Annotated in this window: 9 protein-coding genes; 4 read left to right on the top strand and 5 right to left on the bottom strand. The window is 55.3% G+C overall.

Annotated elements, in window-relative coordinates; translation table 11 throughout:
* Nucleotides 1–255: 255 nt before the first annotated feature.
* On the bottom strand, nt 256–1,926 hold the full coding sequence (locus tag ACOSDR_RS12585) for a choline dehydrogenase (protein ID WP_420731499.1): 1,671 nt from the start codon (nt 1,924–1,926) through the stop codon (nt 256–258).
* Complete coding sequence (locus ACOSDR_RS12580; protein ID WP_420731498.1) at nt 1,923–3,092, bottom strand: aromatic ring-hydroxylating oxygenase subunit alpha; 1,170 nt, start codon at nt 3,090–3,092, stop codon at nt 1,923–1,925. Before ACOSDR_RS12580 ends, ACOSDR_RS12585 begins: the two co-directional genes overlap by 4 nt.
* A gap of 107 nt (nt 3,093–3,199) precedes the next feature.
* On the opposite strand from ACOSDR_RS12580, the gene ACOSDR_RS12575 reads away from it, so the two are divergent.
* Nucleotides 3,200–4,159 carry a GlxA family transcriptional regulator gene (locus ACOSDR_RS12575; RefSeq protein ID WP_420731497.1) on the top strand — a complete coding sequence of 320 codons (960 nt, stop codon included), beginning with the start codon at nt 3,200–3,202 and terminating at the stop codon, nt 4,157–4,159.
* A 350-nt stretch (nt 4,160–4,509) separates the two neighbouring features.
* Here the strand turns inward: ACOSDR_RS12575 and ACOSDR_RS12570 are convergent, their stop codons facing one another.
* Nucleotides 4,510–6,162 (bottom strand): electron transfer flavoprotein-ubiquinone oxidoreductase, encoded by a 1,653-nt coding sequence (locus tag ACOSDR_RS12570; protein ID WP_420731496.1) that lies wholly within the window; start codon nt 6,160–6,162, stop codon nt 4,510–4,512.
* 33 nt (nt 6,163–6,195) lie between these two features.
* Here ACOSDR_RS12570 and ACOSDR_RS12565 point away from each other — a divergent pair, with 33 nt between their 5' ends.
* Complete coding sequence (locus tag ACOSDR_RS12565) at nt 6,196–7,116, top strand: uracil-DNA glycosylase (protein ID WP_420731495.1); 921 nt, start codon at nt 6,196–6,198, stop codon at nt 7,114–7,116.
* Nucleotides 7,117–7,178: 62 nt separating this feature from the next.
* Here the strand turns inward: ACOSDR_RS12565 and ACOSDR_RS12560 are convergent, their stop codons facing one another.
* Both ACOSDR_RS12560 and ACOSDR_RS12555 read right to left on the bottom strand, forming a co-directional pair.
* Nucleotides 7,179–8,819: a BCCT family transporter gene (locus tag ACOSDR_RS12560; protein ID WP_420724720.1), complete on the bottom strand. Its 1,641-nt coding sequence runs from the start codon at nt 8,817–8,819 to the stop codon at nt 7,179–7,181.
* A 563-nt stretch (nt 8,820–9,382) separates the two neighbouring features.
* Entirely contained in the window at nt 9,383–11,053 is a 1,671-nt protein-coding gene (locus tag ACOSDR_RS12555; RefSeq protein WP_420731494.1) for an ArnT family glycosyltransferase, read from the bottom strand.
* Between the two features lie 231 nt (nt 11,054–11,284).
* On the opposite strand from ACOSDR_RS12555, the gene ACOSDR_RS12550 reads away from it, so the two are divergent.
* Nucleotides 11,285–12,211, top strand: coding sequence for a phosphatase PAP2 family protein (locus ACOSDR_RS12550; RefSeq protein ID WP_420731493.1), 927 nt, complete (start codon nt 11,285–11,287; stop codon nt 12,209–12,211).
* 106 nt (nt 12,212–12,317) lie between these two features.
* Nucleotides 12,318–13,751, top strand: coding sequence for a dihydrolipoyl dehydrogenase family protein (locus tag ACOSDR_RS12545; RefSeq protein WP_420731492.1), 1,434 nt, complete (start codon nt 12,318–12,320; stop codon nt 13,749–13,751).
* The last annotated feature ends 106 nt before the right edge of the window (nt 13,752–13,857 follow it).

The raw sequence follows: 13,857 nt of genomic DNA, 5'->3' as shown, positions 1-13,857 counted from the left end.
AACATCATCAAAGCCAATGACGACAAAGGCTCCATCAAGGGCAAAATCAAACGCGCCGGATGGGATGATGCCTTCCTCACAAAGCTCTTCGCTCATATGCGATAGCCCTGCCTCAAGGGGGAGGGAGTAGATAAAACCGTCCTCCCCCCTCAAGGGGGAGGGAGTAAACAGAGCCGTCCTCCGCCCAGAGGGGAGAGAATGGACGCCCCATCAAGAGGGATAAAACAAAGCTTACTGCCATAGAATTCACTAATACTATCGCTGTGCGGTTTCCCAATCGGGGTTTTGCCAGACTTCGCGGTCTTCGCGCGGCAATGGGGGATGGCCCAAGATCGCATCGCTCATTTTCTCTGCGATCATCAAGGTTGGGCAATTGGTGTTGCCATTCACAACGATTGGCATCAGGGACGCATCTACGACTCTTAAATTTTCCACACCAAGCACACGCCCCTGGGAATCGCAGACTGCCATTATATCCTGGGCAGAGCCCATCTTGCAGGTACCGGACAGATGCCATTGGGTATCCACCGCCTTGGTCAACATCTCATCAAGCTCTGCATCGGTGACATAGGCTGGGCCGGGGAAAATCTCGTCACCTGCCAAGTCCTGAAAGGCCGATTGGTCGATCAATTCACGCACCAGACGAATGCCCTTGCGCAATATGTCACGGTCGCGGGGGTCTTTTAGATAGTTCACCAGGATACCCGCCTGACCATTGGGGTCGGCATTCTTTAAGAATACCCGCCCCCGGCTATGGGCCCGCATCAAACCGATATGGATTTGGAAGGAATGCACTGTCATCGGGTCAACCGACCCTTCCTTCACGGCAATGGGGATGATGGTCAATTGGATATCCGGATAATCGACCCCGGCGCTGGACCGAATGCAGGCGACAGCATCAAATTGATTGGACGCCGCTACACCAGTTCGCGACAGAAACCATTGCAGACCGATCTTTATCTTCCCCAGGCCCCGCGTATGGGGAAGCAGGGAAATCGGCTGACGACACAGATACTTCATTACGAAATCAGGGTGTTCGTTCAGGTTCTCCCCCACACCTGGGCGGTCTGCGACAACATCGATGCCATGATCGCGCAGATGCGCCGCCGGACCGATCCCAGACAGCATCAGCAAATGGGGCGACGCGACGGCACCTGAAGACAGAACAACCTCTTTACCCGCCCGGTACTGCCGCAAGGTTCCAGGTTTTTCCTGAACTTCGATGCCAATGGCGGTCTTGTTCTCAAATAATATTCGCTGCGTGCGCGTGTCAGTCAGGATGGTTAGATTTCTGCGGGACCGGATCGGGTCCAGAAAGGCCCGTACCGCGCTCCAGCGCTGGCCCCCATGCACCGTGCTGTCCAACAGGCCAAACCCTTCCTGAACACGCCCGCAGATATCCCTGGTGCGGGGATAACCCGCCTGTTCTCCCGCATCCAGAAAGGCCTGAAAGATCGGATTTTTTGCAGGTGAGCGGGTGACTTTCAACGGCCCATCCGTACCGCGATAATCATCATCGCCCCCGGCATAGCTTTCCAGCCGCTTGAAATAGGGCAGCACATCGGCATAGCCCCAGCCATCACAGCCCATCTGTCGCCAGGTGTCATAATCTCTGGCATGGCCGCGAATACACACCATACCGTTGATGGAGGATGATCCCCCCAGCACCTTGCCACGGTCATGCTTTAAGACGCGGTTGTTCAGGCCCGGTTCCGGTTCCCCCTGATAGGCCCAATTGTGCTTTGTCCGGCCCAGCGCGATGGTCAGAGCCGACGGCATCTTCAGGGTCCAATCATTGTCATCAGGCCCGGCTTCCACCACCAGCACAGAATTCCTAGGATCGGCACTCAGGCGATTGGCCAGCACACAGCCCGCTGATCCGGCCCCGATGATAATATAATCTGAAATAGTTTCCACCTTTGTCATTCCGCAGCGGCTTTGCGCGGGAAGGACTGACCCCCGGTCAGCGCATCATAGACCAGCTTGTGGAAATGATGCACCAGATGCTCGCTATTGGGGCCGCGCTCTGGGTCAATCAGATAGCGCCCCTGATCAAAGCCAAAGGAATGAACGCCCCGCTGGACCAGCAGATTAAGCCAGATATCTTCCGGTCCCAATTGGGTATTGAACCAATCCATCGCCGCACGGCTCAGCGCGCTTTGGGGGCGGGATTTCGGACAGTAATGCCCAAACCGCAGCAGCGTCTTTTCCGGCCCCAGCGGTATCGAATTGAATGTGCCAATCACATCGGCATAGGGAAAGGCATACAGCGTCGTCATCGGCCACAGCTGGATATTATAGAACCAGTCCGTCTGATATTTCTCCCCCGTAATGGGATGACCAAAGGCTGTCTTCACCTTCTTTGGCGGGCCTTTAAAGTCCCACCAATGTCCATGCGCCTGAAGGTCATATCCCTTGAAATCAATCAACGCTGCCAGTTCCTTATGGACCGGACCGGACAGTTTGAAATGATAGCCCTCAATTGCGTTATCTGTGATGATTTTCCAGTTCGCATCGACGACATAGTCCACCTCTTCCACAAAGGTGATATCGTCCAGATCCGGGAAATACGGGCGCATCGCATCCAGGGCGCCCTTCATTTCCTCAGCAATCGGCGTCGCGTTGCGGTCCATATTGATATACCAGAAGCCACCATAATTCTCGGCTCTCACTTCCTTTAAGCCATAGTCCGCGGCGTTGAACCCTTCCAGCGCATTGGTCCGTGGTGCGATCTTCAAATCGCCGTCAAAGGCATAGGTCCAGGCATGATACGGACAGGTGATTGCCTGTTTGAACCGCCCGCGACGGTCTTCCACCAATTGCGTGCCGCGATGCTGACAGACATTGTGAAAGGCACGCACCTGACCATCATCGCCGCGCACGACAATCACGCTTTGGGTCAGCAGATCAAATTTCACATAGTCCCCTGGTTCCGGGACTTCTGTGTCGTGACAGACGCAATGCCAGGACGGGTAAAAGATCGTCTCCGCCTCTCGCTGGAAGATATCCGCATCGTAATAATAACGCGCGGGCAGGGTCAGATCGGTCTCAGGCCGATTTGTTTCCCAGAGAGTTTTCTTGTCGGCAAACATCAAGTCGCACTCCTGCTGTAGGATAAGTGTCCCCGAAGCTATCTGGATTTAGGGCACAGTACAGACAAAGATCGACAGACAAGTGTCGAATAGTGTTAAGTGATTATATGACGAAACACTGCTGCTTCATCCTGCATGACGGGTTCAGCCTGATCACCTTGGCTGCGATTACAGATGCCTTCTTTGTGGCAAATTGGCAGGCGGGAAAATCGCTTTATGCCTGGGATACAGTCTCTGCCAATGGGGGTAAGGTTCTGGCCTTTGGCAACCATGCGATCAACACCGATCCGCTGGAAACAGTATCCGCACGCAAGATGGATATCGTTTTCGCCGTGGCCAGCTTTGACCCCCACGGGCTTGCAAATGCGCCGGGCGTAGGGGGCTTTTTAAGAGCAGCCCATCGGTTTGGCGCGCGTGTGGTAGGGTTGGAAACGGGCGGCGTGGCAATGGCGCGGGCCGGCCTGCTGACCGGACGAGAAGCCGCGATCCATTGGGCCAATCGCGATGGATTTGAAGAAGACTTCCCCGATATCCGCCTCAGCGAAGCGTCCGTCAATCGAGCAGGCCGATGCCTGACCTGTGCCGGGGGCGCCAGCGCCATTGACCTGGCCCTGCAGTTGATTGAGGAAGATGCGGGCGCAGCCCTGGCCCGAACGGTCCAGATCCATCTGTTGTATCAGCAAGGACATCCCGAAACAGCGGACAGTCTGAAGCCGGGAGAAAGCGCCCTGGTCACCCAGGCAATCGCCCTCATGACCCGCCATATCAATGACCCCATTGCCCTTCCCGATCTGGCAGAACTGCTTGGAACCAGCCAACGAACGCTGGAGCGTCATTTTCAGAAAGGGACCGGACACAGCCCCCAGGCCCATTACCTGGCCCTGCGCCTAACCCGTGCGCAGAACCTGTTGCAGCAAACCACATTAAGCATCGGCGAAATCGCGGTCGAAACCGGATTCGACAGCCTCCCCGCTTTCTCCCGCGCCTATCGCAGGCAATTCCAGGTCTCTCCCAGCCAGGACCGAAAACAGACCACCACCGCCAGCGTCCCGCGGCTGTATGTGTGAGGGCAGGCAATGATTGGACGAAGAGCTTTGAGCATAATCCTTTAAACAGATTTCAATCGTAAAATTATAATTAAGGTAGTATGATATCAATCATACAATTAATAGATAGGATAGTCAGAATGAAACTTACCCTTTTATCTTTAGTCGTCTCAGGACTGGTTTTTTTTGCCACACAGTCCATAACGCATGCGACGGCCCTGCCCACGGTCACACAGAATGAGAGTATCGCCCATGGCGGCGGATGCCGGAAAAGCTCGCCTCCCGGTCAGTGCTGCCATATGGATAATAAGGCTGGGTCTGTTCACTGTCATTAAACCGAGAAGCAGACCTCCCCAGACACTATGACACCCCTACATATTCGGGTAAGTCGGCCCCTCGCCGCCCTGCGGGACGACCCAGTTGATGTTTTGGGTGGGGTCCTTGATATCGCAGGTTTTGCAGTGGACGCAGTTCTGATGGTTGATCTGCAGGCGCGGATTGCCACCGTCTGATTCCCGTACAATCTCGTAGACACCGGCCGGGCAATATCGCTGCGCGGGTTCGTCATAGAGCGCCAGATTGATATCGACCGGGACCGAAGCATCCTTCAACTGCAGGTGAACCGGCTGGTCTTCCTCATGATTCGTGCCGGAAAAGGCAACATTGGTCAGGCGATCAAAGCTGATCACGCCATCGGGTTTCGGATAATCGATTTTCCGACAGTCCTTTGCCGCTTTCAGTGATTTATGGTCCGGCCCGTGATGGTGCAGGGTCCAGGGGGCCTTGCCCCGGAACAGGAAGGTATCCAGACCGGAATAGACAAGTGCTGCCCAGAAGCCCCATTTGAAGGACGGGCGGATGTTGCGCACGGCATACAACTCGTCCCAGACCCAACTTTTCTTCAACGCCTCTTCATAGGCGGTAATTTCGCGCGGCGCTTCGCCGTCGCCGGTCAGCGCGGCAAAGATCGCTTCCGCAGCAGTCATGCCAGATTTCATCGCGGTATGGGTGCCCTTGATCTTGGGCACGTTCAGGAACCCGGCCTCGCAACCGACCATGACACCGCCAGGGAAGGTCAGTTTCGGGATCGACTGATACCCGCCCTCGTTCAGGGCACGGGCGCCATAGGAAATGCGCTTGCCACCCTCCAGGATTTTCTTGATTTCCGGGTGATGCTTAAAGCGCTGGAATTCCATATAGGGGAACAGATTTGGATTCTCATAATCCAGGCCAACCACATAGCCGATTGCAACCTGATTGCCATTCAGATGATACAGGAACGACCCGCCATAAGTCTTGGAATCCATCGGCCAGCCGGTGGTATGGATGATCTTCCCTGGCTCTGACTTCGCCGGATCAATCTCCCACAATTCCTTCATGCCCAGGCCATAGGTCTGTGGTTCTGCATCCTTGCGCAGGTCGAACTTTTCCATCAGCACTTTACCCAGGCTGCCACGACAGCCTTCGGAAAAGACGGTCTGCTTGGCCCATAATTCCATACCGGGCTGGAACATCGGCCCTTCGCTGCCATCTTTCAGGCGGCCCATATCGCCGGTCGCGACGCCTTTCACACTGCCATCTTCGTGGTACAGGATTTCAGCAGCGGCAAAACCTGGATAAATCTCAACCCCCATCGCCTCAGCCTGTTCCGCCAGCCAGCGGCAGAAGTTCCCCAGCGAGATGATATAGTTGCCGTGATTGTTCATCTGCGGCGGCGTTGGCATCTTGAATGCCTTAGTCTCGGTCAAAAACAGGAAATGATCGTCCTTCGCCGGCGTATCCAACGGCGCACCCTTATCCTGCCAATCGGGGATCAACTCGTTCAAGGCGCGTGGTTCCAGAACCGCACCAGACAGGATATGCGCGCCAACCTCTGCGCCCTTTTCGATGACGCAAACGGCGATTTCCTTACCGGTTTCCTGTTCCAACTGTTTCAAGCGGATGGCGGTGGACAGACCGGAGGGGCCAGCCCCCACAATCACCACATCATATTCCATGCTTTCACGAACCACAGCGTCGGACATATTGATCGATCCTTATCTTCTTCATCAGGCGACTTGGCGGAATGGGTTTCGGCGGGCACAATAGCCCAGAAGCCCGAAATAGCAATCATGGTTGGCGACGGTAACGTGTTGGATGGCGACGTAAAAGCCCTGATATCAGCGCTGGAATGGCAAACAGCCATGGGCGCGGATGAGGCATTGGCAGATCAGCCCTGTGATCGTTATGCCGAGGCAGAGGCACGCCTGGCCGCCAGACGGGCCGCGGCTGAAAGCGCGCTTTCGCAGGCAAAGGCATCCACCGCACCACCAGCGACAAACCGCGCCAAACCAAGCGCCGACGCCCCATTGGGCGCAGCTGAAGCGGTGGAACAGGCCAAGACGGCTGCACACGCCTGCACGACCCTGGAAGAGCTGTCCGCTGCGTTGGAGCGTTTTGAAGGCTGCGAATTGCGATTTCATGCGAAGAACATGGTTTTTGGCACAGGATCGGTGGGCGCGCCCTTAATGCTGATTGGCGATGCGCCCGATACGGAAGAAGATCGAGCCGGAGCCCCCTTTGTGGCGCAAACCGGGACGCTGCTGGATAAGATGCTGCAAGCGATTGGCTTGTCGCGGGGGGATGTTTATCTCTCAAGCCCCGTCTTTTGGCGACCGGCGGGTAATCGATCCCCCACGGATGGGGAAATGGCTATCTGTCGACCGTTTCTGGAAAAACAGATCTCATTGGTCGGCCCGAAGCTGTTGCTTCTGGCAGGCGGTCAGGCGGTCAATAGTCTGATCACGTCGGTTGGTCCGAAACAGGGAATCACCCGCAGCAGGGGTACCTGGTTCGATATTCAGGTCGGGGAAACCTCCCTCCCCGCACTTGCGACCTTTCACCCGGCCTATCTGCTGAAAACACCATCTGCGAAGCGTCAGGCCTGGCAGGACCTGCTTGCCCTTCAGCGCCGCATGGCGGAAATGGGCCTTGCCTGAAACGAAGAAGGGCGCTGAAGATTTCTCCTCAGCGCCCCTTTCCAAGTCACAGTGCAATAGACTTACTTACGTGGTTCCGCCAGCAAGCCGCGGAAAATGGCATAGCACATCACCAACAACACCACGGTGAACGGCAGACCCGTTGAAATCACCATGGATTGCAGGGAAGACAAGCCCCCCACGGACAACAGCAGGACGATGGCAACCGCGCCTTCAAAGACGCACCAGAAAACACGCTGGGGCACCGGGGCATCCACTTTACCGCCCGCCGTGATCGTATCGATCACCAGCGATCCGCTATCAGACGATGTCACGAAGAACACGATCACCAGAACAATCCCGATCACCGACGTGATGGTCGACAGGGGCAAGGCATCCAGCATCTTGAACAGTTTCAGTTCAAGGGGTGCATTCTGGGCCAATGTATAGCCGTCCTGAATGACCTGCTGGATGGCAACGCCACCGAATACAGTCATCCACAACACGCAGACCAGAGACGGGATCAACAGCACACAGACCAGAAATTCACGGACCGTGCGCCCCCGGCTGACGCGCGCAATGAACATGCCCACGAAAGGCGACCAGGAAATCCACCAGGCCCAATAGAAGGATGTCCAGCCCTGGCTGAAATTCACATCCTCCCGACCGAATGGATTGGCCAGGGCAGGAAGATATTCCAGATAGCTGCCCAGATTGGAGACAAAGCCCGTCAGAATTGCGACCGTGGGGCCGACAAACAACACGAACAACAACAGCAAGGCCGCAAGTCCCATGTTGATTTCTGACAGGACCTTCACGCCGCCTTCAAGCCCGCGCAGAACCGAAATCAACGCAATGGCGGTAATGCCCGAAATCAACAACACTTCAGTCGTATCACTGACCGGCACGCCAAACAGTTCATTCAGACCGGCATTGGCCTGCGTTGCCCCAAACCCAAGGGATGTGGCCAGACCAAACAGTGTTGCAAACACAGCCAGGATATCGATGACATGACCGGTCCAACCCCAGACGCGATCCCCAAAGATCGGATAGAAGGCAGAGCGGATCGTCAGCGGCAGCCCTTTGTTATAGCTGAACAAGGCCAGCGCCAAGGCCACCACGGCATAGATTGCCCAGGGATGCAGCCCCCAATGGTAAATCGTCGCCGCCATACCCAAACGCAATGATTCCGCCTCATTACCTGCGGCTGCGCCCAATGGGGCCCAATCAGTACGGACCCCGTTTTCTACGCTGGTGCCGCCCATTGAACTGGCAAAGTGGCTCATCGGTTCAGACACGCCATAGAACATCAGCCCGATGCCCATGCCCGCAGCGAACAACATCGCAAACCAGCCGATATAGCTGAAATCCGGTGTTGCTTCCTTGCCGCCAAGCCGCACTTTTCCAAGGGGGCTGACAATCAGCGCCAGACAGAAGACAACAAAGATATCGCCCGCCAGCAGGAAGAACCAGTCAAAGCCCTTCGTTACGCTGGAAAACAAGAAGCTGAAAAGCGCGCCTGACTGTTCTGGCAAAGCCAGCGCGTAAAATACGAAAGCGATAATCGACAATCCGGAAATCATGAAAACCGGATTATGAATGTCGAACCCAAACCGCCATAGCTCTCCTTCGATATTGTGTTGGCCGATTTCGTAATCCGTGTCGATCCGTTCGACCGCTCCTTCAGGTTCAGGTATTCCCTGATTACCCTCTTGGTCAGACATAATGTCCCCCTCTTTTTGGTGAGTGTTTTTCATAAGTCAGCGGCCGTGACGCACCCCGCGTACTCCGTCCACTTGTCTGTCAAAATCCATTCCAGAAATGGATACGCAATAGTGTTAGCTTTTTTCTGGGGAATGCGCCCGACGCAGGATCTGATGGCCTAAACGCCGACCTGAATCACGCATACCCGATGAATGCCACAGCATTGGCGAATCCCCTCCTTCTAACCGCGGTGGGCTTTTTATTTTGGTACAGCACCACACATTATTTTTCATTTTGCGAATTTCATTTGATACGATTCGCTTAGTAATTGAGAAGCATATCCATATCATAAATTGTCAAAAGGTCAAAAAGCGCACATTTTCTTTATAATACGCGCCATTTATGCCATACAGAAAGCACATATCTTAATACATTTATGATGTATTTCAGGCTTTGATTTCTAATATATTGCAGGAAAATCCTTATTGTTTATTTAATCTGAGAAACACATCTAATTAACATTATGTGTTGCATTATAATAACATGAAAAGGCGCAGAAAACTGGTTATCAATGGTGATCGGCCTATCGCTGACCCGAGTATATGGTCAAGCGTACCGACCGACCCCCATTGTAGTTGAAACCTTCAATTTGGGCGACGGCATGCGGGGCAACACCCGATGCCTCGACCCGTTGCTGAAAATCTGGCGCAGACGCTTCCGGGATGGCCACAATGGCGCAGGTTGGGTCAGCCAGGTAGGATGCCGCCGCCCCTTCTATCGACGTGAAATAAGTTGCTGTTCCTGCCAGGAAGACAAGGCTGGGCTCAGAATATCCAACAATAGAAAAGGGTGCATCCGGACAGGTTTGCCGCCGCTGCGACACCACGTCCGCAACAGATTTCGAAATCCAGAAATCCTGTGCGGCAGGAAGGACTCCCTGAAAAATCGATCCAATCAGGCATACACCCGCCAGAAAGATTGGCAGGATACCCCGTTCCAAGCGCGCGCCATCGTGCAATGGACCCCACAGAAATCCCAACATCGCTATTCCCGCCAGAAGCGCCGGAATAAGCCAGAATGATAAGGGGTTACCATACAGCACCAGGACCGCGCCGACGGCCACCATCAACACCACCGTTATCAGCGCCGTCATACCAAGCCCGAACACTTTCAAAATTTGAAACAGTCGATCCCGCGGCATTTCCTGTACCAGCGCCGCCGCGCATAACATCGCCAGCGCAGGGTACAGCGGTAATACATAATGCGGCAGTTTGGTTGCGATCAGTTCAAAGATGATCCAGTTGGGGGCCAGCCATGCCAACACAAACCGGGCGCCTAAAGATGAAAAATTACGCGCGCCCCATAACAGGCCCAGCCCGGCAAACAGTCCAAATGGCCAGAATGCCAACCACAAGCTCAACAGATAATATCCGGGCGGCGCGCCATGAGATTCCTGCCCCGATAGAATTTTGCCCGCCAGATCCTGACCAACCGCCTCCTGAAAGAACGCCCCCCCGGTCGCAATCCCGATGGCAATGAACCAAGGGGCGACGATCAGGCAGGTCAGCCCCACTCCCGATAAAGGTTTCAGGGCGGTGAACCAATCCACCCGACGGTCCACGGCGATCAGACCAACAATCGTGACCCCTGTTATCAAAAGGATGATCGGCCCCTTGATCAAAATCCCAATGCCCAGCACAAACCAAAAGCAATAGGCAGTCTTGCGCCCGATCAGCGCCTCCCGGGATCGCGCCGTATAGGCCATTGCCAGACACAATTGCGCCGCCAGGATGCAGGCTAACAGGACGGCATCGGTCTTGGCCTGTCGCGCCTCAAACCCCAACAACACGCTGCCCATCAGGAACAGGGCTGCCAGAAACGCAACGCGTCTGCCAAACAGGACCCGACCCAATCCCCATGTCAGCAGCACCGACACAATTGCCCCGACCAAGGAAGGCACCCGGTAGGCCCATATCTTCGGCGCATCAGGGGTATCAAATAGAAGTGCCGATGCCGCTTGCAGCCAGTAAATGCCAATCGGTTTCTTATGACGGGGTGTCTCTTGAAAGCGAATGTCCAGAAAATCGCCGCTTTCCACCATCTGTCGGGACGCCTGGGCAAAGCGGGACTCATCGCGATCCATGGCCGGAAGACTGAAAAACCCCGGCAAAAAGACCAACAGGCTCAACAGCGCAAGCACTGGAAGAGCGACGGGACCCGGAAGGGCAAAACGGGCGAAAGCGCTGCGTATCATATCAAAAAATCAATCCGATCAACCGACATATTTTTGGTCACCCTAGCCCGTGCTTGTGACCGATCTGTGATGGTCTTTGTGATTTTCCTTAAAAAACAGTCTCCATCCCCGCCCCTGCCATAAATATGCCGCACGGCCTTCATGCAGATGACACCCATCATTCACATCAAAACTGTAGAAAGAAAAGGATGCCCGCTGGCGACTCACTGTCCCTGTGATTGGAACAATCAAATGCCGTCGAAGGATGTCACGCTCGCAACCAATTCCCGTCAGTCTTTTGCCGTCGCGGGGGGAACCGTAATTGCGGCAACAGGGCTTTTGGCCCTGGCAATGCTGATTTGGATCATCGCCTTCCTGACCGGGTTCCTGTTCCTGGGCCTAACGATTCTGGCGGTAATCACAATTGCCGCGGTGCTGTTGCAACAACGATTTCACGCCACAATCGACCCAGACCATCAGGCAACCTGGATTGCAGGCCTGCAGGCGGCGACGACATCCCTTCCTCTGTTCATCATATTGCTGGATGCGCCGCTTGCCCGGGCTTTGGCCCAGATCAACCCCTCGGAAAGACTGATGTTTCATCAGTTGGGGGATTTTGGGGATTCCGCCTATTATCTCTATCCCCTTGGCATAGTGGGATTAGTCCTGACCGGGCTTGGCCTGTGGGATAAAACACGATCCATGCGGCCGCTGTGCAAACAAGTCGGGGTCTATATCGGCTTTGCCTTCAGCGCCATCGCGCTCAGCGGCATTGCGGCAATACTGTTTAAAATGCTGATCGGACGTGCCAGACCAAGGGTCTTGATGGCTGAAGACTGGTATGGCATCGACCCTATCGGTTTCACGTCCTCTTACCAATCCTTCCCGTCTGGCCACGCCACAACCGCCTTCACGGTTGCCTTTGTCATCGCCTTTCTGTGGCCGCGCCTGATCTATCCAGCCATGGTTATCGCCGCCAGTGTCGCCCTGTGCCGGGTCGTGGTGAATGCCCATTTCCTCAGCGACGTGATCGCAGGCGGCATTCTGGCAGCGGTTGTAACATCCCTGCTGCGGGCTGAATTCGCCAGGCGGGGGTGGCTGTTCAAATCAAATGCAATCACACCCCGCCGCCCGACCCAGATCGGCAATCGGACATTAGAGATTTTCCCAAAGTCGTGATATCGAGTCTCGTCACGGCAACGTGAGATGATGTGTATCGCAAAACGGGGCGCTCTATCGCCACCTTGTTTCACATCAACTCGAACGCCTTTGCGGGGAACAGACTATGACGGGCACGATCAAGACCGATATCTGCATCATCGGCGCAGGCTCTGGCGGGTTAAGCGTCGCGGCCGGTGCCGCCCAGATGGGTGCCCGCGTGGTTCTGATCGAAAAGGGACTGATGGGCGGCGATTGCCTGAATTTTGGCTGTGTTCCATCCAAGGCATTGCTGGCCGCCGGTCATGCCGCCCATGTCCAGCGCCATTCTGACATTTTTGGGATCGAGCCCGTCCCCCCCAAGGTCGACTGGAAAAAAGTCCGCGCGCATGTCAACGGCGTGATCGCCGCAATCGAACCCAATGATTCCGTTGAGCGCTTCGAAAGCCTAGGCGTCACCGTGATCCAGCAACATGGCCGCTTCACCAGTCCGGCGGAAGTTCAGGCAGGCGATACAAAAATCCAGGCGAAATACTTTGTCATCGCCACCGGCTCCACCCCCTTTGTTCCCCCAATCGACGGGCTGGACAAGACGCCTTATTGGACCAATGAAACCGTCTTCGACAATGACCAGCCCATTGACCACCTGCTGGTCATCGGCGGCGGGCCCATCGGGATGGAGATGGCCCAGGCCCATCGCCGCCTGGGCTGTAAGGTCACCGTCATCGAAATGGCAAAGGCCCTGGCCAAGGATGATCCCGAAGCCACCGCCCTGGTTTTGGACCGCCTGCGCGCCGAAGGCCTGGACATCCGCGAGGAAACCGCCCTGAAAAGCGTCGCGCCCACCGATACAGGCATTTCCGCCACGGTGGAAAAAGACGGCAAGCAGGAGGTTATTACCGGCAGTCATCTGCTGGTCGCCGTAGGACGCCGCGCCAATATCGCCGGTCTGGACCTGGACAAGGCAGGCGTTAAGACAGAGCGCGGTGCGGTCACCGTCGATGACCATCTGAAAACCAGCAACCGCCGCATCTTTGCGATTGGCGACGTGACGGGCGGCCTGCAATTTACCCATATGGCGGGCTATGACGCGGGCATCGTCATCCGCCAGATGCTGTTTAAGATGTTCTGGACCAAGGTTGACCATCGGGCCGTCCCCTGGGTCACCTATACCGACCCCGAACTCGCCCAGATCGGCCTGACCGAAGCGCAGGCGGAGAAGGAATTGGGGGCCGGAAACTATCAGGTCCTGCGCTGGCATTTCGACGAAAACGACCGCGCACAGGCCGAACGCCGCACCGACGGGCTGATGAAAGCAATCGTTGACAAAAAAGGCCGCGCCCTGGGCTGCACAATCGTCGGCGCCCATGCAGGCGACCTGCTCCTCCCCTGGATCATGGCCGTGCAAAACCGCCAGAAAATGAGCACCCTCGCCAGCTTGATCGCCCCCTATCCCACCCTATCCGAAGTCACCAAACGCACAGCCGGCAGCTATTTCACACCCAGCCTGTTTTCGGAGCGCACGCGGAAAGTGGTACGGTTTTTGATGAAATTAATATAACACGCGAAATGTTACTTTTTATATCATATTAGCGCTATAAAACGCGATATTTTGCGTGTTATATTTTTTAGTATTGTATAACCTTATTATACGCTATAATTCGCGT

It is taken from the genome of Hwanghaeella sp. 1Z406 (genome assembly GCF_048892425.1).
In the GTDB taxonomy this organism is placed as follows: domain Bacteria; phylum Pseudomonadota; class Alphaproteobacteria; order UBA8366; family Aestuariispiraceae; genus Pacificispira.
The sequence above is the reverse complement of the archived record's forward strand: the minus strand, read 5'-3'. Positions and strand labels throughout refer to the sequence as shown.

Bases quoted from the DNA above. Each gene is read 5' to 3' on its own strand.
- ACOSDR_RS12585 (WP_420731499.1), bottom strand. From the start codon at position 1,926: ATGACAAAGGTGGAAACTATTTCAGATTATATTATCATCGGGGCCGGA.
- ACOSDR_RS12580 (WP_420731498.1), bottom strand. From the start codon at position 3,092: ATGTTTGCCGACAAGAAAACTCTCTGGGAAACAAATCGGCCTGAGACC.
- ACOSDR_RS12575 (WP_420731497.1), top strand. From the start codon at position 3,200: ATGACGAAACACTGCTGCTTCATCCTGCATGACGGGTTCAGCCTGATC.
- ACOSDR_RS12570 (WP_420731496.1), bottom strand. From the start codon at position 6,162: ATGTCCGACGCTGTGGTTCGTGAAAGCATGGAATATGATGTGGTGATT.
- ACOSDR_RS12560 (WP_420724720.1), bottom strand. From the start codon at position 8,819: ATGTCTGACCAAGAGGGTAATCAGGGAATACCTGAACCTGAAGGAGCG.
- ACOSDR_RS12555 (WP_420731494.1), bottom strand. From the start codon at position 11,053: ATGATACGCAGCGCTTTCGCCCGTTTTGCCCTTCCGGGTCCCGTCGCT.
- ACOSDR_RS12550 (WP_420731493.1), top strand. From the start codon at position 11,285: ATGCCGTCGAAGGATGTCACGCTCGCAACCAATTCCCGTCAGTCTTTT.
- ACOSDR_RS12545 (WP_420731492.1), top strand. From the start codon at position 12,318: ATGACGGGCACGATCAAGACCGATATCTGCATCATCGGCGCAGGCTCT.